The 21,883-nt window shown below is 51.9% G+C and carries 10 protein-coding genes; 6 read left to right on the forward strand and 4 right to left on the reverse strand.

The features are described 5' to 3' along the window. The first annotated feature begins 15 nt into the window (after nt 1-15). Nucleotides 16-1,455: an MOP flippase family protein gene (locus tag ACYVAD_RS13235; protein WP_461139974.1), complete on the forward strand. Its 1,440-nt coding sequence runs from the start codon at nt 16-18 to the stop codon at nt 1,453-1,455. A gap of 1 nt (nt 1,456) precedes the next feature. Here ACYVAD_RS13235 and ACYVAD_RS13240 read toward each other — a convergent pair whose 3' ends face one another. Further along, nucleotides 1,457-2,788, reverse strand: a complete 1,332-nt coding sequence (locus tag ACYVAD_RS13240; RefSeq protein ID WP_461139975.1) for a glycoside hydrolase family 2 TIM barrel-domain containing protein — start codon at nt 2,786-2,788, stop codon at nt 1,457-1,459. Nucleotides 2,789-3,040: 252 nt separating this feature from the next. On the opposite strand from ACYVAD_RS13240, the gene ACYVAD_RS13245 reads away from it, so the two are divergent. After that, entirely contained in the window at nt 3,041-5,680 is a 2,640-nt protein-coding gene (locus tag ACYVAD_RS13245) for a glycosyltransferase family 2 protein (RefSeq protein ID WP_461139976.1), read from the forward strand. A 240-nt stretch (nt 5,681-5,920) separates the two neighbouring features. Beyond that, nucleotides 5,921-6,490: a PPC domain-containing DNA-binding protein gene (locus ACYVAD_RS13250; RefSeq protein WP_461139977.1), complete on the forward strand. Its 570-nt coding sequence runs from the start codon at nt 5,921-5,923 to the stop codon at nt 6,488-6,490. Nucleotides 6,491-6,646: 156 nt separating this feature from the next. Here the strand turns inward: ACYVAD_RS13250 and ACYVAD_RS13255 are convergent, their stop codons facing one another. Next, complete coding sequence (locus tag ACYVAD_RS13255; RefSeq protein ID WP_461139978.1) at nt 6,647-7,810, reverse strand: ligand-binding sensor domain-containing protein; 1,164 nt, start codon at nt 7,808-7,810, stop codon at nt 6,647-6,649. Nucleotides 7,811-8,050: 240 nt separating this feature from the next. Here ACYVAD_RS13255 and ACYVAD_RS13260 point away from each other — a divergent pair, with 240 nt between their 5' ends. The 3 genes from ACYVAD_RS13260 (at nt 8,051) to ACYVAD_RS13270 (ending at nt 10,698) form a co-directional block, all read left to right on the forward strand. Further along, complete coding sequence (locus ACYVAD_RS13260) at nt 8,051-8,917, forward strand: winged helix-turn-helix domain-containing protein (protein WP_461139979.1); 867 nt, start codon at nt 8,051-8,053, stop codon at nt 8,915-8,917. A 268-nt stretch (nt 8,918-9,185) separates the two neighbouring features. After that, nucleotides 9,186-9,884: a GAF domain-containing protein gene (locus tag ACYVAD_RS13265; protein WP_461139980.1), complete on the forward strand. Its 699-nt coding sequence runs from the start codon at nt 9,186-9,188 to the stop codon at nt 9,882-9,884. Nucleotides 9,885-10,146: 262 nt separating this feature from the next. Continuing rightward, entirely contained in the window at nt 10,147-10,698 is a 552-nt protein-coding gene (locus tag ACYVAD_RS13270) for a hypothetical protein (RefSeq protein ID WP_461139981.1), read from the forward strand. A 246-nt stretch (nt 10,699-10,944) separates the two neighbouring features. Here ACYVAD_RS13270 and ACYVAD_RS13275 read toward each other — a convergent pair whose 3' ends face one another. Both ACYVAD_RS13275 and ACYVAD_RS13280 read right to left on the reverse strand, forming a co-directional pair. Continuing rightward, a complete protein-coding gene (locus ACYVAD_RS13275) occupies nt 10,945-15,033 on the reverse strand; it encodes a non-ribosomal peptide synthetase (protein WP_461139982.1) in 4,089 nt (1,362 codons plus the stop codon). 6 nt (nt 15,034-15,039) lie between these two features. Beyond that, nucleotides 15,040-21,843 carry an amino acid adenylation domain-containing protein gene (locus ACYVAD_RS13280; RefSeq protein ID WP_461139983.1) on the reverse strand — a complete coding sequence of 2,268 codons (6,804 nt, stop codon included), beginning with the start codon at nt 21,841-21,843 and terminating at the stop codon, nt 15,040-15,042. Nucleotides 21,844-21,883 lie beyond the last annotated feature (40 nt).

The following is a 21,883-nucleotide window of genomic DNA, read 5'->3' on the forward strand; positions in this document are numbered from 1 at the left end:
AATTACTGCGCGTAAATGAGTAACAAAGAGAAGGCGATGAACGGGGGGAAATGGATTACCATTTCGACGGCTATTTCCACCGTTTTTCAATTCGTTCAGGTAGCTATCCTGGCCCGCTTGCTGGACCCGTCCGACTTCGGTATTGTGAGCGTCAGTAACCTGATTATTGGCTTCTTTCAGATTTTTTCTAATCTGGGGTTTTCCAATTCGATTATCTATAAGCAGGAGAGTGACCGGAAGGTATTGTCGACATTGTACTTGCTCAATCTACTGGTAGGGGCGGTCATTTTCGTTGCCGTCTATGTCAGCTCGCCCTACATTATATCCTTCTACGACGAGCCGAAGCTGGAAGGCGTTGTCAAGCTGGCCGCTTTTTACTTCCTGATCGTTTATTTCGGGCAGTTGTATATGTTTCTGCTGGAGAAGGAGCTCCGGTTCAAGTCGGTCGCCACCATCGATATTCTGGGGACGGTGATCGGATCAGCAGTAACAATTGCGCTGGCCTTCAATGGCTTTGAAGAATTGTCGATGATTATCGGCTCGCTGGTTGGACAGACTATCCGGACGATTTTGCAAGTTATTTTGGGACGGCCATTGTTCAAACCCATGCTAACCTTTAACCTGCGCGAAGCGGGGGAGCACCTGCGTTTTGGCATGTACAATCTGGGCGACGGTTTACTGGGGTTCATCCAGTCGAACTCCGACAATATCTTTATCGGGGGAATGCTGGGGGTTAAATTATTGGGGTATTACACCATTGCTTACCAATTGGCGATTTTCCCCATTACGAAACTCAATCCGATTATTCTCCAGGTTGCCTATCCGATTCTGGCTCGTATGAAAGAGGACACGGCCGGATTGAAAAACTCGTATCTGAAGATCCTGGATTTTATCAGCTACTGCAACATGCCGTTGCTGGCGGGTCTGTTCGTCACCGCCGAAAGTATCGTACCACTGTTTTATGGGCCAGGCTGGGAACAAACGATTGACCTGATCCGGATTTTCGTGTTCGTGGGGATTTTTACGTGCCTGAGCCACCCGCTCTTTACGCTGGCGTTTACCAAAGGCAAACCAAACCTGTTGTTTTATCTGAACCTGGGTACGCTGATTGTCAAAATTCCATTGGTGTACGTGCTAGGAACGTACTGGAGCGTTACGGGAATTGCGATGGCATTCTTACTGGCAACACTACTGAACCTGATCGCTAACTTCGTCATCGTGCACATGCTGATTGGCGATTTTATGAGCGTTTTTCTTCAAAACATTGCCAAGCCGCTTATTTTCTGCCTGATTATGGTAGGGGTGGTGACGCTCTATAAAACCTTCATCGGCTACGAAGGGCTGGTAAACACGATTGCCGAGGTAGTGTTGGGTGGGGGCGTTTACGCTATACTGACACTCGCTTACAAAATTTCTCTCACTGAGTTGAAGACATATCGACAGGCGTTACTCTAAACTACTCCGCCATTCCGTTAGCGGTGATGCGAAACGGGATATTCATCGTTGAGAAATGATTGTGGGTATCGTATACGTAAACAAACAAACGATAGGCGTCTGGCTGACTAGGTAGTACAAAGTCAACAAAAGGACCGTTGGTTGATCGGATTAAACCACTGATGGCAGGCCGGACGGTATTTATGTAATCGGACGTGTTTTTTGCCGCTAGTTTGATCTCCCAGCGATAAGATAACGTATCATCATCAGGGTCGATGGCCATAATATAAGCACTATGCCGTCCTGCTGATTTCGAGAAAACCTGACTAAGCGCATCAGAACCATCGACAATCATTTTCTGGATAACGGGGGCTGTGTTGGCGGGCGTTTGACCCGTCCATAACTGTTGCATCAGAGCCACCTGCGGGGATTCGCGCCCCTTTTCGTCGAAGAGGCTGAACCAGGTGTGCGTTTCTTCCTGCTTTTGCCCCCAATAAAAGACGTACGAGCCAAAGCAGTTTTGCGGCCGGGAACCTCCGCCCGGCTGAGAAGTAATATACTGGCGGTAAGTCTGGCTGATAAACTTACTTTTCTGGGTACTATTGGGCTCGATGGGCGTGTCCCAGAGGGTCGTAGTTTCTTCCCAGTAGCCTTTGGCGCCAAATTCAGAAATCAGGTAGGGCTTGTTCCAGCCACCTTTCTGGAGGTATCCAGCCAACTCGGGCATTAGTCCATAGGAGTTAACGGATAAGATATCAAGCGCTGGACAGCGTTCTCGGACCAGCCAGATCGAACGCTCACTATCGGGCGAGATGGCCGTGGTAACGGGATGGTTTGGGTCCAGCTCATGAACCAGCTCAATCAGTCGGTTGACTTCGTCAAAAACGTCGAAATTGGTCGCATCCTGTGACCATTCGTTGCCCACGCACCACATTAACAGAGCGGGATGATCTTTATATTTCAGAACAGTTTTTCGAATCCGCTCGTACTGCCGATCGACGGCCTGCTGATCGTTGTAATCAAACCCGTCCGCTTCCCGCTCGACCCAAAGACCGAACAGAACCGTAAGATCCAGCTGCTGGGCCTGATTCAGTAGCTGTTCGCCATCAATGTCATCCCAGGTACGTACGGAATTTCCACCACTTTGTTTTAGCCGTTTCAGATGACTTTTGCCACCTGCCCCCTGAATAAAATAAGGCTTTCCGTAGCGTAGCAGCTTGTAGGCCTGTCCATTGTGATAGATCGAAGTAGGCTTGGCCCGGTCGTAAACGGAGTAGTCGGCCGTGCGGTCCTGTAGACAGGATTCAAAAAGCCAGGTAAAGGGGAAAAATAGAAAAAAATGTACTACGCGCATTCGGCAAAAGAGAGCTTAGTACGTAATGAAAACGTGCAAAAAGTACGCAGACGCGCCTAGGCGCGCAGGGCGTATCTTTACTTGATACGTTATTCTTACAATTCGTCACTGACGAATGCAACAATTCGTCGTCATAAGTTTGTCCGAAACGTATATTTGTTCATCCGTAAAGCAACTGTTAATGACAAAAGGGCGCGGCAGGAGCGGGCTGGAGAATTCAGCGAAACGACGGTATTCAAACGGATTTAGTCTATGAACTGGCCTGTTTTTACGGAAACTTCTCCCAACGGGAATTATAATTTCTCGTACCGAAAGAAGGATCGCATGCCAAGCCGCTTGCTGATTCTGGTTGGCCTTTTGTTCATGGCCGCTTTTCTGTGGAAGTATTTTCAGCCCCAGAATCGGGGGTATACGTTACTGTTTGTACTCCTGTCGGTATCGATCTGCCTGAAACTGCTTCGGCTGTTGCACGAATGGTATCACTACTGGAAGGTGATTCCCCCAAAGCCGGCGGAGATCAACAAACGTTGGCACGTCGATATTTTTACAACCTACTGCGCCGACGAGCCTTATGAAATGGTCATCAATACGTTGCGGGCCATTCAGCGCATCGACTACCCGCACACAACGTATCTATGCGACGAAGCAGGCGACCCTTACCTGAGCATGATCTGCGAAGAATTGAGGGTTGAACACATCGTTCGTTACGATAAAAAGGACGCCAAAGCCGGTAATATTAACAATGCCCTTCAGGTAGCGGAGGGGGATATCTGTCTGATTCTGGACCCTGATCATATTCCTGTTCCCGATTTTCTGGATCACGTCCTGCCGTATTTTCAAGATCCCAAAGTGGGCTTCGTGCAGTGCGTACAAGGTTATTACAACCGGAAGGAAAGCCTGATTTCGTACGGCGCTACAGAGCAGACCTACACGTTCTACGGGCCGATGATGACCACGATGGGAAGCTATGGTACCGCCCAGGCCATTGGTGCGAACTGTACGTTCCGGCGCGATGCACTTGATTCGATTGGGGGGCACGCGGCTGGGCTGGCCGAGGATATGCACACGGCTATGCAGCTTCATGCCAGAGGTTGGAAATCGGTCTACGTACCGTTACCGCTATCCTATGGGCTGGTTCCGGCTACGTTATCGGCCTATTACAAGCAGCAGCTGAAATGGGCACGCGGGACCTTCGAACTGCTGTTTGTTACGTATCCCCGGTTATTCAGCAAGTTCAGCTGGCGACAGCGGTTGCATTACCTGACTATGCCCATGCATTACCTGATGGGCGTAGCGCAACTGATTGATCTGCTCATTCCCATAGTGGCGCTGGTAATGATGCGGCTGCCACTACGACTCGATCTCACTGATTTCGCCACCGCTTTCCTGCCGCTCTTTGCGACTACATTGCTAATCCGCCAATATGCCCAGCGGTGGTTGATTGAAAAGCACGAGGCCGGCTTTCATATTTTCGGAGGAATTCTGAGTAGTGGTACCTGGTGGGTGTACGTACTGGGCTTGGTATATACGATCTTTCGTATTGAGGTTCCGTACCTACCTACGCCCAAACAGGATAAGATGCGGAACAACTTCCTGTTATGCCTGCCCAATATTCTGATGATACTGCTGACCCTGGGAGCGCTGGGGTACAGTATCCATCATTATGGGCGATTTGCATTCAGTAACTTCTATTCGCAGTTGATGATCGGCTTTGCCTTACTGAATGTTTTTATTTTAGCCATCAATGTGGGAATTGGTCAGGAAGAGGCCCTGGCTACCGTAAAAAAATGGGTACAACGACAGACCTTTCCCCGCTCAAGTATGCGGATGATTCGGTTAGCGGTCTGGTACATTCGGCACGGGATCTATGGCTGGCTGCGTATGTCGGCCATCCCGCTCGCCGTTTTGGTGCTGTTGTTGACTACGGGCCTGATTGCCTATGATCAGCAACGACGATCGGCCAAGATTACGCATGATATTCAGCACGCCACCACGCAGCCTTTTTATTACGGTTTGCTACCCGGAGATACAACCACGGAGGCTGATCTGAAACGAATCTTTCTGCCGGACATGGTTATTGCTCCGCAGCACCTGGCCTGGTCAACCGGCGGACAGGGGGCGGCTACCGATGCTGTTGTGTCAGATACAAGCTGGTCGGTCGATTCGTCGCGGACTGATACGTTACGCCAAGAAACATCTCTAAAATCGGCCATCGTACCACCGGTCTGGTCGGTGGCGTCCAACCAACTGCCACTGCTCTATCTGGAACCGTCGCTACCCGCGACCGAAAGGTCACGAACGCTGGAACGTTGGTTACAGGCAATTAAAACGGGGAAGCGCGATACGGTACTGACCGACTTTTTTAACGAGATCAAGCGCTACCGCCGACCGGTATTGGTATCGTTTGCCCCTGGGTTTGATGACACAACCCGCCAGTGGGGGACCGCCAATGAGAAGCTACTCCTGCTTTACCGACAGGCCTGGCAGTATGTTGTTCGGTTTAGCCAAAAACGAAACGTAACCAATGCTACGTGGGTGTGGTGCCCGGTAGAACCCTCGACGGTGATTTCGTACTATCCCGGCTCGGGCTGTATTGACTGGATTGGCGTCGAGGCCGTTAATGACTCCGCGCGCGCCGAAGACCACCAGAGCCATTCATTTGCCTCCCTGTATCAGTTGATGCACAGTACCATCCGGACGCACGTAACGTATGGTATTCGCCAGAAACCAATTCTGATCACGCAGCTTGGCCAGCCGACGGGCCAAATCGAGAATGCTGAGCAAAGAAGATGGCTGCTGGACGCGCGGGATATTATTCGCGAACGTTATCCTGAAATTCGAGGTGTTATCTTTAGTCGGGAGCAGGCTAAAGCTTCGGGTGTTGGAAAGTAGCGATACGTAAAATACAAGAAATGACCCATTAATGGTTTAGGTCATGACTGCTCGACGCCCGACCGCAGGCGTTATCTGCTTGTAAGCTGATGCAGGTTGCTACTCGTATTAGTTTGGCAGTGAAGGGACGTTACCTAAGCCCTCCGGCCAAGACCCGACACTCGTTTTAGCACTACGTGTTCGAGCTGATTGCCACAAACTAACGCTGGTGTTTTGGGTTAACTCAATAAATCAGACGTTATGAAAATATCTTGTATCAAGCTGGGCGCAATCGCGGCTTTACTGATCGCAGGCATCAGTTTCTCAGCTCAGGCTCAGGAATACGTGTCACCCACTAAACCCGCACAGACAGGCCGCTCGCCGGGCGTAAAAGTGAAACTACTGAGTACCAGCGGAAACGTTAAAACCTACGCGGTCATTTTTTCTACCGGCGATGAGGTTGTATCGGGTTTGACCGAATTTGCTCAAAAATACGACGTGAAAAGCGCTCACTATACCGCTATTGGTGATGCAAAGTCGGCCAAGGTAGGCTGGTATGACTATGGGCGTAAGCAGTTTAAGGTAATTCCCATTGGCGAAGCTGAGGTTACGTCAATGGTTGGTGATATTGCGGTTTTTAATGGCAAACCAGTTGCCCACACGCACCTTAACCTGGCAACCGAAGATGGTATCAGTCATGGCGGTCACCTGCTGGAACTACTGGTTGGTCCTACGTTGGAAGTATTTGTTACGGTTGAACCCACCCCACTTTACAAGAGGCTTAATCCCGAATTTGATGCCGCAGTCATTGATCCCTCGCTGAATAAGTAGACAGTCGATGAGTTTGGCCGCCTGTACGTATTCCCACAAACTTGCCAGGAGCAGCGGACGAGACACTGATTGGTGAGGTGGTACCACGAGAATTTCTTTGCCCATTTCTTCAATTCCCACAAAAGAAAACGGGCGTTTGACGGGACAGCATATGCATCATTTCTGATCCTCTTTACGCCTAAAGTCCGTGATTGTCTTTCCGTCATAACGGTACACACCACTCTTTGCACCCAAAGCGCCAAACCAAATACTGCCATCGTTCGCTTCCAAAATCCCACAGAGCATTCCCGGCCCTTTTATTGACATTATTTCGGTTACAGTGGGCTTTGGATTATACAGGGACTTCTGATCATAACGGGAAAGGGCCCAGACCGGCCCGTTAGGAGGATTTACGCTGCCCGTTGTCCAGATGTTTCCTTTTTTATCTTCGATTATGAACGAGGCACCTCGTTGTGATACTTTAGTGAAACTACTGCCGTCATAGCGCCACAGACCATCTTCGATGAACAACACATTGTCCTTTCTATTTTTGATTATCGCGCCCCCGAACCAAATACTGCCTTTTCTGTCTTCGATGATCGACCAAACGTTGTAGAAGGCTTTACCATCTTTGTTGACGAGCGTGGTGAATGCGGTGCCATCGTAAAGGCTTAAATAACCCCTTGTACCAATCCAGAATTTCCCGGTTTTGTCTTCCAGAATAGTATTGACACTATTATGGGGCAGCCCGTCCTTGGTTGTGAAGTTTCGAAACGATTTCCCCAATGCCCGTCTGGGATCATATTGGCTTAGTCCTCCTCCGGTTGCGAACCAAATAGTACCGGCTCGATCTTCGTAAATAGCCCCAACCGCATTACTGGCAAGCCCCTCCTGGGTTGTAAAATGTTGAAAAGACTTCCCATCGTAGCGATAAACACCTGAATCGGTAGTCGAGACCCAAAGGTTTCCACGTCGATCTTCCAGAACATCCCAGAATCTACGCGAACCTATTTTACTACTTGTGAGATTGGTAAACGATTTTCCAACTGCCCGTCTGGGATCGTATCGAAAAACGCCAGCAAAGGATGCCGCAATCAAAATGTTTCCGTTTTTATCTTGCTTTACATTCCGAACCATTGTGTTAGGTCCGTAGGCGGTAACTGTATCTTTGGGTTCGGACCTGAGACTGTCTTTTTGTTCTTCTCGTTGATCGTGCCCACAGCAGATGAGAAAAACAGCTAGTAAGAACCAAGCAAATACACGAATACAGTTCACCATCTTCTTTTTTAAGTAGTAAAGAATTGCTTTTACATCCGTTGTAAGACCTGGTCGGTTAATCATTCATGAATGATTAACCGACCAGGCTACACCTTTCACCGTGGGCTATCTTGGGATTTAAGGAGAATGAATCGTTACGTCCCCCAATGCCGAGCGAACATGAACCGGTTCTCAGATGCGTTCGTATCAAATCCGACTCAAACCTATCTGGTGATTATCTTAATAGAGTTAATCGCCTGTAAAAAAGTGTTAACGGAATGTAAAACGTGAAAATCATCACCTATCAAGGCCTACTTTTGGTCGATGAAAAACGTAATATTCACCGTACTGCTCCTGCTACTTATCGACCTGCCAGGCTACAGCGATGAAAGGGACGTGCTGGTGACCATGCGCAAAATTGGTCACGAAGTATTACTGGCCTCGGGCGATTCCACTTCCTGGGTATTGCCCATCAAACAGGTGGACTCCCGCACGTTTCTGATTCGGTTTCAAAATTCCTTTGCCTTCACGCCAGAATCTCTGATTGAGATCATCCACCGGCATTTGCTGCAAAATCATGGGTCTTTGGACTACCTGGTGGAAGTCAGGCAGGAAGAGCAGAATGCGGTAGCCTACAGCTATGAAGTCCGTCAACCGTTGACTAGGGGGGCGATTGCCTGTTTAACCAGAACACCTCCCCGGGGGGCCTACAGCATCCAAATTCAGTTTGCCCGGCCGCTGGTTAAGATGACCTCGATCAGCAGTGCGGAGAGGTTGACTTGGCTTCTCTTACCAGTTCTCCTAACCGGAGTTGGTTGGCGTTTAGGCAATCGGAAAGCACCCTCCCCAATCATAGTCGAAAAGGCGTCTCCACTTACTTTGGTTCATCTGGGTCCGCTTACGTTTTGCCTGGAAAAGCAGATTCTGCGGTTGGGCGAGGAACGTATTGAGCTATCAGCTAAGGAGTCTAAATTGCTGAATGTGTTCGCTAGTACGCCAAATAAAGTAATCGATCGGAATCAACTTATGAAGCAGGTTTGGGAGGATGAAGGCGTGTTTGTTGGCCGCAGCCTGGATGTGTTTGTCTCCCGACTACGGAAAAAGCTACAGTCTGCGCCTACGGTTCGGATTGTTAACAGCCACGGGAAAGGGTATAAGCTGGAGATTGATTCGTCAAAAGAACCAGTTTAGGATAAATCACGGTGGAGCCTGAAGTTGGCGCATTTAACCAAGCCGCCGGTATGGTAGTTTAGACGATGGTACGTTTATATACCTGTTTCTTAAGCGGACTTTGGGTGCGTTTGAGAGTGAGCTCACCGGAGCAGGCGTGGACTGCGAACAATGAAGTTGGTCCTTTTTTCTATCGCTGGTAACGCTTGTTCGTTTTGACCAGCCCTCAGGCTGCTTATTTTTGAGTAGCTTTATCCGATGTACTCCATTTTTACCACTTTCTTGATCGATGAATTCTCCTCTTTCTTCCCCCGAAGAAACGAAGCGTTTGGCTGCTCTTGATCGCTATGCCATCCTAGATTCACTACCCGAGCAAGAATACGAAGATATTACCCAGCTGGCTGCTCAAATTTGCGGTACTCCCGTGGCCCTCATCAGTTTGATTGATAGCCAGCGCCAGTGGTTCAAATCCAACCGGGGACTCTCGTTTCGAGAAACCCCGCGCGAATACTCCTTTTGTGCTCACAATCTAATCAGCCCCGCTACGCCCTTTATTGTGCCCGACGCGCGGCTGGACGAGCGCTTTCGGCTCAATCCGCTGGTGACAGGCGATCCGCATATTGTCTTTTACGCGGGCGAGCCCCTGGTTGATGAAGACGGGCAGGCCCTGGGTTCGTTGTGCGTCATCGACTCGCAGGTGCGCCGGCTGGACGAGGGGCAACTGAATGCCTTGCGGATTTTGGACAGACAGGTAGTCTCCTTGTTGACGGCCCGACGAAAGACGATTCAGAATAGGCTGCTGAGCCAACAACTGGCTAGTAGTGAAGTTCGCTTTGAGAACTTGGTGCTGGCCAGCCCGGTGGCGACGGCGGTGTTTACCGAACGTGATATGCGCATTCAGCAGGTCAATGCACCAATGCTGGCTATTTGGGGGAAAGATCTCTCCGTTATCGGTAAAACCCTGCACCAGGCCATTCCCAAGTTGTAGGGCGCAATCGCTAGGACCAAAGAGAGTGGTTCTTGTCCATCTAGCAATAACTCGCCTGATTTTATTCAGCTCCCCCCGTGAGACGAAGAGATATTTTCGTATCCTTTATTCGGGCGTTTCTTGAGATGCCAAATACTGTTTTATAACTTGGTTGGATTATTACCGGGCTTTCGAAACCAATACGATTAAACTGACAGCAACCACCCAGAGCAGTATACCTGCCTGGTGAATAGACTTTACAAACAACAACCATTTGCTAGCCATGCTGATTGTCTTCACCACCTTGCAGCAGTGCCAACATCAAACCCACCGCGCAAACGTAGCCACCCTGGAAGAAGGACTGGATTGGCTCAACGCGCTGGTAGCAACTGGCCAACAACTTTGCAGTGCATACCTGGTTGACCAACACAGCAACATTCGCTTGCCCGCCGATGCCTTTGATGGCCAGTCGATGACAGGCGCCCTACAGGACCTCGAGCAGCAGTGGCAGGCTCTGTTGCCAGTAAAAGCACAACCTACGAAACGCGCTTTGGTAGGAACTCGTTGGGCTCAGAGCCGTATTGATCTGACTCAACAGCAACTTCAACGCTACGAGCGTAAGATTGATCTTATCGACATCAGTATTGGCCGGATAGAAGCCCTGCTGAAGCGAAGCCACTTGGGAGCGGTAGCCTTAAGTCAGCACTACCAGGCGGTACTTACTCAGCTCCAACTCAGCAAGCAGCGTTATCAACAACAACGAGTGACCTACTTGACTAGGCTGGGTCAACTGCTTAAGCAACGCGAATCCGGCGATACCAAATCAACTGATTGAGGCTTATGCTGTGAGAGGGGTATTTAGTAAACCGGTTACTCCGTCGTAGTTGCTCACTGATCGTACCTACAATCTGTAAGCTTGAATGATTTCGTGTCAGAAAACTCTCCTCAAAGAAACGGATAGACCGTTATCAAGTACAGCGCAACGCAAAGCCGCTTACAAAATCTACTGAACGGGTAAACGCTCATCGCCCCTGTGAACCTCTATTCACAGGGGCGATGAGCGTTTTATTAGCCCATTAGGTTAGCAGGCATCCAGTGCCCGTTGAAGCGTACGAGCAAATTCCTTATCATTAGGCGGTAAGAGCATATACTGGTGGTCGCCTGGTACGTCATGAACTCGGACACCTTTAAGTGCGTATTTCTTCCAGCCTAAGTATTTGATGTCGTCCACGAAATAAAGCCGTTCTTTCGCCTTAAACAGGTCGATAATGCCGTCATACGGCTGCATGATGTAGTTTTGATAGGCTACTTCATGCTTTTCCATAATCCGGTTTAACTGTTCAAAGCCAGCTTCCGGCTGCGGTTCTTCGCGAAGGCCGATGGCTTGCATAAACTGCTGAACCTGCCGTTCGACAAATTCGCGTTGGTATTGCAGCGTGTTGACCGGGTGCTTCAGAAACGATTTACCAATCCAGATCATTTTGGGGACCTGACGCGCAATCTTCCGTCCCAGCCGGTACATCGGCGACCGGAAGGTCAATGATTCTTCGGCGTTGGTGTCGAACATCGCCAGCATTTTCACCTCCCTGCCCATGGCTTTCAACTGGCGGGCCATCTCAAGCGCTACGTAACCACCGAACGAGTACCCGGCGATAGCATAGGGGCCTTCCGGGTTCTGGTCAATCAGTTCCTCGTTGTAAGCGGCCGCAATGGCTTCCATGCTGTCGAGCGGCTCAGTTGTACCATCCAGTCCACGGGCCTGTAGTCCATAAATGGGCTGATCTGGATCCATGTATGATACTAGGCTGCTGAAGTTCAGTAGGTTAAGGCCAATGCCGTGAATAATGTAAATAGGCGCTTTGGTGCCTTGTGGTCGGATCGGTACCAGGGATTTCCAGCGGTTGGTAGGCTTATCATTTTCCAGTAAAGCCGCCAGTTTTTCGATAGTTGGGTACGTTAGCAGCGTCGATAGAGGCAGTCGTTTCCCCGTTTCCTTTTCCAGGCGGGCCATTACCTGAACGGCAATCATGGAATGACCTCCCAACTCGAAGAAATCGTCCTGTATACTAACCGTATCAAGCCCTAGTATATCGCTCCAGATAGCCGCTATTTGCTTTTCCAGCGCGGTCTCCGGCTGCTTAAGCCGTTTCTGCGTGTCCCGGGCTGAAGCTGGTTTGGGCAGGGCGTTCCGATCAATTTTTCCGTTGGGTGTTACCGGAAACTGGTCGAGACGGACGAAATCCGCTGGCACCATGTACGTAGGCAGGGTTTCCGCAAGAGTAGCCCGCCATTTGACGACTTCGTTCAGAAAGGCTGGCTCGGCCAGAGGTGGATTCGTCACGACGTAAGCTACCAGCCGCTGATCACCGGGGCGATCCTCGCGGGCTATGACCAGCACTTCCTTGACGCCTGCCTGTTTAAGAAGCAGTTGCTCAATCTCACCTGGCTCAATGCGGTATCCCCGGATTTTAACCTGGTGGTCAATCCGGCCCAGACAATGAATTTCACCCGTGGTGGTAAACTTGCCAAGGTCACCGGTGCGGTACATTCGTTCGCCGGGAACGTGGCTAAATGGGTTCGGAACAAACTTTGCCTCGTTCAGCTCCGGACGGTTCAGGTAGCCCCGTTGGGCAACGCCATCACCCGCCAGGTAAATTTCCCCGGCAATGCCTTCGGGCAGTAGATTGAACTGCTCGTCCAGGATATACACCTGCGTGTTGTTGATCGGCCGGCCGATGGTAATCAGTTCGTCGGTGGCAAGAATCTGTTTCCCCGTCGAGTAGATTGTCGTTTCGGTTGGGCCGTACATGTTCCAAAGTGATGCGCAGCGAACCGTAAGTTTCTGCGCCAGATCGTTGGACATGGGCTCGCCACAGCAAAGAATCTTCAGTGATTCCTGAAGCTCGGGCACAATCGTATCGTCCCAGCCGGCCGCCAGCATCATCTTATAGGTGACAGGCGTTGCCTGCATAACCGTAATGTGCTGATCAACCAGCATCTTCAGCAGCGCCCTGCCATCCCGGGCTGTTTCGGCGTCGGCCAGTACCAACGTAGCACCTACCAACTGAGGTAGAAATAGCTCTAACCCGGCAATGTCGAAGGAAACGGTCGTGACTCCCAACAGCCGATCATCAGCCGTCATGCCCGGAAAATTGAGCATACTATACAGCAGATTGACGATATTCCGGTGCTCGATCAACACGCCTTTCGGGCGCCCTGTTGACCCGGAGGTGTACAAAATGTACGCCAGGTCGCGGCTCGACATCGTTACGTTCGGCGCACTGACGGGGTTGGCGGCTGATTGATTAAGTAATGTTTCTACCGATAACGTCTTGGTCTGAGTGGCAAAACTGGCTTGATCGGGGCTGGATAGCTCCAGACTGGAGAGTCCCTGTTGATATTTCCGGGAGGTAATGACCGTACTGGCCGAGGAATCGCTGAGCATGAACGCGATTCGATCCTGCGGATACTCAGGGTCAATGGGTAAATAAGCCGCTCCGGCTTTCAGAATGGCCAAGAGCGAAATCAGTAGTTCGGGGGTCCGGTCTAGTACGACCCCAACAATATCGCCCACGCGAACGCCCTGATTGCAGAGCGTATGCGCTAGCTGATTGGCTGATTCGTTCAGCTTCCGATACGTTACGTCCTGCTGCTTGGTCACAAGCGCAACTTTGTCGGGAAACTCGTTGGCCGTTTTTTCGAGAATGGCGTGGAGCGGTTCCATCCGGGGATAGTCAGCATCCGTATTATTCCAGCGAGCCAGCTTTTTTAATAGCTGCCGTTCGTCGGTCAGCGGAATCTGATCGAGCTGAATAGCCGGGTTGGCTACGACGGCGCGGAGAATACTTTCGTACTCCTGCATCATCCGGTCAATGGTCGTGCCTTCGAACAACTGGGTGTTGAACGACCATTCCAACGTCAGGTCCGAAACCGATCCGCCGATGTTCAGAAAAATCTCGACAGTTTCAAACTGCCGCGGGTTGCTGATAAGCCGGTAATCGAGACCGTGGAAATGAACATCGTTATCGAGGCCCATGTCCACATTGAAAATAACCGGAACCAGCGGAACCCGCGACGGATCACGGATAATATTTAGTTTCTGAAGCAGACTGCCGAACGTAAGCTGCTGATGTTCATAGGCATTCAGCAGCGCTTCCTTCCGGCGAAGTAGAAACTGGGTAAAGGTATCGTGCGGCTTAGGGAAACTCCGGAGCGGTAGCAGGTTGACGCAGTGCCCCACCAGCCGATCGTAGCCCGTAGCCGACTGACCTGATGCAGGCAAGCCTAGTACGATATCAGTCTGACCACTCAGCCGGTGCAGCAATACTTCAACGGTTGCCATGAGCGTTGTGACAAAGCTGCAACCAGCCTTCGCGCCCAACTTTCTGACAGCCTGCGCCAGCGTTTTATCCAGCTTGTAATCCTGGCGGGTGCTTTTGTAGGTCCGAATAGCGGGCCGGGGCGAATCCGTTGGTAAGGTTAACGCGGGTACGTTATCCCGAAACCGGTCCAGCCAGAACTGTACGTTTGTCTGGTATTCGCTGCTGTCGGTAAACGCTACCTGCTCCGTTGCGTACTGAGTAAACAGGGGAGCCGCAGGGAGTGAAGCTGGTTGCTGCTGAACGGAAGCCGAGTAGAGCGCACCCAGGTCCTGTAGGATGATACCAAGTGACCAGCCATCGCAGATGATATGGTGGGCGGTCAGGATGAAATGGTAAGCCGTGTCAGAAAGTTTGAGCAACGCTGCCTTGATCAGCGGACCATTTAGTAGATCGAACGTGTAAATAGCATCCTGCTGTGCGTACCGGGCTACGTACTGCTCCTGCGTATTACTGTCAATGCCGGAATAATCTAGGTACGTAAGCTGGATTGGAAACTGCTCAAAGACGCAGATCTGTAGTCCGTCACCACTAAAAACCAAACGAAGCGATTCGTGACGTTGTACCAGCGCGGTGAAAGCACTGGCCATCGCCTGGCGATCGACGGAGCCGGAAAAAGCCAGCGAAATGGATTCGTTATACGCCCGACTGGCATCGTCACCTCCCAATTGGCAGGAAGCCCAGATTTCACGCTGGGGTTCAGTAGTAGGCGCTAATCGATCGATGGACGGGCCGCTGAATGGATCGAAATCGACTTCAATAAAGCGAATGTTGGTGTTGCTGTCCTGCATTCGAACTTAATTTAGCTCAACCTTAAGATACTTACCCGCTTGATCCGGGTTAGGAACGAACCAGGCCGGATTCCCATTTTGGTCACGTCCCAGGCGGGCTCCCGGGGTAGGGGGCGTCGAAATGAACTGGTGCTCAACGACGGGCTCCACGCCCGAAAATATGCCTCCTTCGATCAACTCCTGAATGCTTTGGGTAAAACAGCGAACGATGGTATCCACTTCAGCATCCGTGTGCGCTTCGGTGAGGAAGCAAGGGAAATTATCCCAGATATGAATGCCTTTTTCGCGCATCAGCGTGAACAGCAGCTCTCCGCATAGAATGTCTTCCTTGAACTTGATCTTCCAGAGTGAGCCGAACTGGGCCACATAAATTGGTAGCTGATGCCGCGTCAGCACTTCATTGAGTGCGTCGGCCAGCCGCTTGGTTTTACGGGTCAGTGATTCCTGAAGCTGGGGGCCTTTCTGTTTCATATACGCCAGCGACGCTTTCGAAGCCGCCAGGGCCAGCGGGTGCCGTACGAACGTGCCCGCGAAGTACGTAACGCCAACCTCGGGCACTGAGCCGTCACCGTACTGCCAGAAGCCGCCATCCAGCGCGTCCATGAACTCGCGCTTCCCGGCAATGACGCCAATCGAAATGCCAGCCCCGACTACTTTACCGTACGAAGCCAGATCCGCTTTTATACCGAATAGCGCCTGAGCTCCGCCGGAATGCATTCGGAAACCGGTGATTACTTCATCAAAAATCAGCGCCGTGCCCGATCGCGCCGTAATGGCCCGGACTTCTTTCAGAAACTCGACGGGCACAAACTCCGGACGTCGGCTTTGCACGGGTTCGACAAGGACGGCTGCCAGTTCATGGGCCCGTTCGCGAATGATCGCCAGGGTTTCGTCGGTGCCGTAATCCAGAATCAACATGTTCTGAACGGCTTCCGGCATGATACCGGGGGCGGCCGGGAACGACTTGAGCTTCTTCGTACCCCGGACAATTACTTCATCGACAATGCCGTGGTAGGAACCTGCAAACGCCACGATCAGTGACCGGCCAGTTACGGTACGAGCAATGCGCATCGCCCCTAATACGGCTTCGGAACCGGTATTGCAAAGTGCAGCCCGGTCGTTGCCCGTCAGTTCACAGATCAGGTCGCTAACCTCGCCGGCCAGTGGATGCTGGGGACCAATCTCGTAGCCATCTTCAATCTGATCGAGCAGGGCTTGCTTGATAATGTCGGGCTGGTAGCCAAACATATTGGATCCAAATCCATTCAGGGCGTCAATGTATTCGTTACCGTCGATGTCCCACAAGTGGCTCCCCTTCGACCGATTGACAACCAGCGGATAAACAATCTCTTTGGTTAGCGGGCGAAATCCGGACACAACCCGTGGGTCGGCCATTTGAGCGCGGTGTTCCTGCGCGTAGGTTTTACTGCGCCCCGTCTTTTTTGTGTACCGATCGGTGAGTTTTTGCAGAAACGCCTGTTGCTGATTGGTTAACGTCGTGCTTTGCCGTTCAATGCGCGCGGTTGCACCAAACGGTTTCTTGAGTTCAACCGCTTCTTCAGCAGTTATGTCCGGCGAAGAAGACTGCGGTGGCTTGGATACTGGTGAAGGAACAGAGGCTGGCCCTGCAACAGGCGTTGGCGCTACCGGCGCAACGTAGGCTGGGGCTGGGGCAGGAGCCTGAGTCGCTGGCGCAGCCGCCTGCAACAAAGCGATCTGTCTGGCCAGCAATTGCATTTGCTGCGCAATTAGATTTAACGCAGAGTCGCCGTCAGTGGCAGCAGAAACGGGCGGCATCGAAACCGGCGGGGGCGTATAGGCCGGGGTCGCCGTGTGAGCCGCTGCTGGTGCTGGCGCCGGAGCTAGTATCGGCTCCGCAGCGGGAGGAGCTACGTCGGCGGGTAACTGCTGATCGAGATAATCCGCCAGTAGGGCCGGGCTGGTGAATTCGTTTGTCAGCTGCCGGAAGGTAATGGGAACGTCAAATTCTTTTTTCAACGTCAACGCTACCTGCGTCAATAATAAAGAATCCAGACCGATCTCGAGAAAACTCATATCCGGCGTTACATCGGCCATATCCAGGCCGGAAGCGGTTTCGATGAGGTCGTTAATCTGACCAATCAGGACGGTTTTACGCATAGTCACTTGGAGCGGCTGTGTGGATACGGCCAAGTTTGTTGTTAGTTGAGACAGGTGAGTAGTTGAGGGAGCAGCGATCGGTACGCTAACTTCTGCACGTACCGGAGCTTGCCTGATCGGGTCAGGCAAAACAGGATCAACCCAGCAGCGTTTGCGCTCGAAAGCGTAGGTCGGTAAAAGAATCCGCTGCCGCTGTTGACCAGCGTAAAATGCCTGCCAGTCTGGGTTCAGGCCGTGCACGTAAAGCTGCCCAAGCGTTGTCAGTAAGGCCTGGTTGCAGTCTGCCCAGTCAAGCTGGTCGACCAGACCCGTTATAATAGGAACGGCTTTTTTGCCTGCCTGCTGCCGGGCGAGGGTGGCCAGACCCCGACCCGGACCCAGGTCGATCAATAAGGGATTATCCAGCGCCAATAACGTATCGAGGGCATCGGCAAACCGCACGGTTTCGCGCAGGTGTCTGCCCCAGTAGGCTGGGTCGGTTGCCTCCGCGTCGGTTATCCAGGTACCGGTCAACGTCGAAACGATCGGTTTCTGGGGGCGATTCAAGCTTACGTCATTGACTGCCTGGGTAAAGGTGTCGACGACGGAGTCCATCATCGCTGAATGGAAGGCGTGACTGGTTATTAACAGACGGTTGGGAATAAGTCGCTCGTCCAGCAACCGGGCAAAGTCAGCAATATGCTCATCCGGTCCAGCGACAACGCACAGATTACGGCTGTTGGCAGCTGCCAGTGACAGCGTATCAGGCAGCATTGGTACTATGAGCTCCGCTCCCTGGCGGACGGAAAGCATGCTACCTCTGGGCGTCTCGCTCACCAGCTTTCCACGAATGGCAATCAGCTTAAGGGCATCAGCTAGCGAAAATATTCCGGCCAGATGAGCGCCAACGAACTCGCCGACACTATGTCCGCAAAAAATGGACGGTTCGATGCCCCAGCTCATCCAGAGCGACGCCAGGGCGTATTCAGTCACGAAAAGGGCTGGCTGTGTGTACCGCGTATTCTTGAGCCGCTGTTCTGCTTCGGGATTTGTTTTCCCGGCATACAACACCTGCCGAATATCTAGATCCAAGTAATCCGTCAGCAAGGTAGCACACTGGTCGACGGCAGTCCGAAATACGACTTCGTTTTCGTACAACGCCCGGCCCATGTTCAAATACTGCGCTCCCTGACCTGGAAACAGGAAGACTGTTTCGTCAGGAGTCGGTAGCCCCACCGGATTGATACTATTGGCCGCAGGAGCAGCCAGTAATTGCTTGATCAACTCGTCAGTTGTGGCCGCTACGGCAAACCGCCGATGTCGGAAAGGAGCCCGCGTCGTTTGTAGCGTAAAGGCTATATCTGCCAGATTTAGCTCTTTGGCCTGTGGCAACGCATCAGCCAGCTTCCGTGCGTAAGCTTCCCGACTTTTAGCGGTTTTGGCCGACCACGTAACCAATTGCACAGTTCGGTCTTTGGTCGCTGGTGTTGTATCTATTTTCTTTTGGCCAGAGTCGGAAACAAACTCCTCCAGAATGACGTGAACGTTCGTGCCGCCCACGCCAAACGAGCTCACCCCAGCGCGTCGTGGACTCGACCATCGTGGGGACTGTTGGGTCGTACTTTCGTCATCTGCTCCAACAGTAGACGTAGACGGCCAATCGGTTAGTTTGGTGTTGACGTAGAAAGGACTGTTCGCGAAATCAATAGCGGGGTTGGGCGACGTAAAGCCCAGGGACGGTGGAATCTGCCGATGATGTAAGGCCAGAACAGTCTTGATCAGCCCGGCCACCCCGGCTGCTGCGGTCAGGTGCCCCATATTACTTTTGATGGAGCCGATGGCGCAGAATTGCTTCTGCTCCTGTTCGCCAAACGCCATCGTCAGCCCGTCAATCTCGATGGGATCCCCCAGTGGGGTCGCCGTACCATGTGCTTCCACGTAACTTACCGTAGATGGAGAAATGGCCGCGTCCGCAATCGCCATCGCAATAGAATTGGCCTGGCCTTCGGCGCTGGGTGCCGTAAAGCTTCCCTTTCCTCCGCCATCATTATTGACGCCGATTCCCTTGATTACAGCGTAAACGGTATCGCCATCGCGCCGGGCTGCTGCAGCATCTTTCAGCAAGACAACGCCGGCACCATCGCTGAACGTTGTCCCCTGGGCCTGAGCGTCAAACGAACGGCAATGACCGTCTTTGCTCAACATGGCGCCCTCCTGATAAAGATGACCGCTATGGATAGGGGCCGTAATGCTGGCTCCGCCCGCTAATGCTACATCACATTGACCATTACGAATACTTTGTACGGCCTGTGCAATCGCCAGCAGCGATGTCGAACAGGCTGAATAGACGCTGACCGCCGGCCCTTTTACGTTAAGCTGGTAGGCAGTGCGGGAAGCAATGTAGTCTTTCTCGTTGAGCGTCATCACCTGAAAGGTGCCCACCTGGTTGACTAGCTCCTGATTGGACTGGACGTTATTGAGAAAATAGGAGTTGTTCCCGCTACCGGCAAAAACTCCGACTCGTCCGGCGTAATGCACGGGCAGATAGCCTGTCTGCTCCAGGGTCTCCCAGGAGATCTCCAGAAACAAACGCTGCTGCGGGTCCATGAGCTGCGCCAGTGCTGGTGGAATGCCAAAAAAAGCGGGGTCAAACTGATCGGCACCATCCACGATACCCCGTGCTTTTACGTAACGCGGATCACTGCGAAGACTATCCGGAACACTTGGGTCCAAGTCATCCTCCGTGAAAAACCGAACTGTTTCGATACCCTGACTAAGAATATGCCAGAGCTCGTCAATGCTGCCAGCACCCGGGAACCGACCGGACATACCGATAACGGCAATGTCTGACGATGCATCAGTGGTGTTACTCGGCTGATTTATCTGTGGTTTTAGCGTTGGCTCAGGGGCGGGTTGCAGAAAGTTGGCTACTCCCGCGATGGTAGGAAACTGATACAGCTTCGTAATCGGTAATGTTTGGTTTACCTGCTTCAGGCCGACCACGGTTTTCTGAGCAAGCAACGAGTTTCCGCCTAACTCGAAAAAGTTATCGTCCAGACCAATGCTGTCCAGCTCCAGCAACGACACCCATATACGTTCGATGGCCTTTTCCAGCTCCGTTCGGGGCTTTCGGTAAGGACCTGCCGACTCCGGGCGTTTCCGCTCGGGAGCGGGAAGGCGTTTCTTGTCGACCTTTCCGCTGCTCGTTTTGGGGAAATCGTCCAGCCAGACGAAAGCTGATGGGAGCATATAATCCGGTAACCGCTGGTCGATCGCTTTACGAACCGCCAGCGTATCGGATTGGCCGTCCGACGAAATCAAATAGGCCACTAGCTGCTGACCCGCAACGCTATTACGGGCCATAACTACCGCCTGTTTGATGCCTGGAGTCTGGTTCAGAACAACCTCAATTTCGCCCAGTTCAATCCGGTGCCCCCGGATTTTAACCTGATCGTCCCGGCGACCTTGAAAATCAATACTCCCATCGGGTAACAGACGGCCCAAGTCGCCTGTGCGATAGATACGGACGGGATGAGACTCGCCCGGTACTGATAGATAAGTGAATTTTTCGGCGGTTAGATCAGGCTGATTTAGGTACCCCTCGGCCAGACAAGCACCACTGAAACAGAGCTCTCCAACTTCTCCTTCGGGAACGGCCTTTAATTGGTCATTCAACACATGCACCTGTACATTGTCAATAGGAGAACCAATGGACGGTAAGGCTGGCCATAGAGCCGGGTCGCCATCCAGTCGTAACTGGGTAACGACATGACACTCAGTCGGACCGTACTGGTTGAACAGGAGGCAATCGGGTATACTGGAGAAGAACGTAACGACCTGCGGGGTAACTTTCAACTGCTCACCTGCCGTCATAACCTCGCGTAGGCTGGCGGGGAAATAGTTGGTCGTAACGGCTGCTTCGGCCAGATACTGTAAGGCAACGAAGGGCAGGAAGAGCCGATTAATCTGTTGCTTGCCAATGAACGGCAATAGATTATTCAGATCAAGACGCTGGCTATCGTCAATCAGGACGAGGGTGCCGCCGGTGCTGAGGGTAGCAAAAATTTCCTGAAACGATACGTCGAACGTGAGTGGAGCAAACTGTAACGTGCGCGTACCGACACCAGCACTTGACTGACCTTTCTGCCAGTTCAACAAATTAATCAGGGCGCTATGGCCGAGGCAAACTCCTTTGGGCGTACCCGTCGAGCCCGAGGTGAACAGCACGTAAGCCGTACTGTATTGGTGATGGATCGGTTTGTCCGAAAGAGAGTGCGACTGATTACGGTATAAACGCTGAAGGGGTAATGCTTCTAGTACTTGGTCGTCACCATCTGTAGTGAGGACGGTTTGAATACCGGCGCTTTCAACAATCTGCTTCAGGCGGGCAATCGGGTAGGCAGGGTCAATCGGCAAGTAGGCTTTGCCCGATTTCAGAATGGCCAGCACACCAACGATCATGGACAAATCGCGGGTGGTACTGATGCCGACAAGCGGACTGGCAGTGTCCTGATGCAGGATAGTCTGGGTTAACGCATCTGACTGCGTAACCAACTGTTGGTACGTCAATGACTGATCACCGTGCACAACCGCTGTCTGCTCAGGATAGCGCCGGGCCACTTCGTCAACGAGATGATGAAGTAATGGAGTGGTGAACTCCGTCCCTAAGTCATGGTTGTTAACGGTTTGCATACTACTTCTCGTTTACGGATCAGTTCGACTACGTAAAAGC

Source organism: Spirosoma pomorum, from assembly GCF_054776615.1.

Coding starts and splice junctions, on each gene's coding strand:
- ACYVAD_RS13270 (WP_461139981.1), top strand. CDS start 10,147: ATGCTGATTGTCTTCACCACCTTGCAGCAGTGCCAACATCAAACCCAC.
- ACYVAD_RS13235 (WP_461139974.1), top strand. CDS start 16: ATGAGTAACAAAGAGAAGGCGATGAACGGGGGGAAATGGATTACCATT.
- ACYVAD_RS13250 (WP_461139977.1), top strand. CDS start 5,921: ATGAAAATATCTTGTATCAAGCTGGGCGCAATCGCGGCTTTACTGATC.
- ACYVAD_RS13280 (WP_461139983.1), bottom strand. CDS start 21,843: ATGCAAACCGTTAACAACCATGACTTAGGGACGGAGTTCACCACTCCA.
- ACYVAD_RS13255 (WP_461139978.1), bottom strand. CDS start 7,810: ATGATTAACCGACCAGGTCTTACAACGGATGTAAAAGCAATTCTTTAC.
- ACYVAD_RS13265 (WP_461139980.1), top strand. CDS start 9,186: ATGAATTCTCCTCTTTCTTCCCCCGAAGAAACGAAGCGTTTGGCTGCT.
- ACYVAD_RS13245 (WP_461139976.1), top strand. CDS start 3,041: ATGAACTGGCCTGTTTTTACGGAAACTTCTCCCAACGGGAATTATAAT.
- ACYVAD_RS13275 (WP_461139982.1), bottom strand. CDS start 15,033: ATGCAGGACAGCAACACCAACATTCGCTTTATTGAAGTCGATTTCGAT.
- ACYVAD_RS13260 (WP_461139979.1), top strand. CDS start 8,051: ATGAAAAACGTAATATTCACCGTACTGCTCCTGCTACTTATCGACCTG.
- ACYVAD_RS13240 (WP_461139975.1), bottom strand. CDS start 2,788: ATGCGCGTAGTACATTTTTTTCTATTTTTCCCCTTTACCTGGCTTTTT.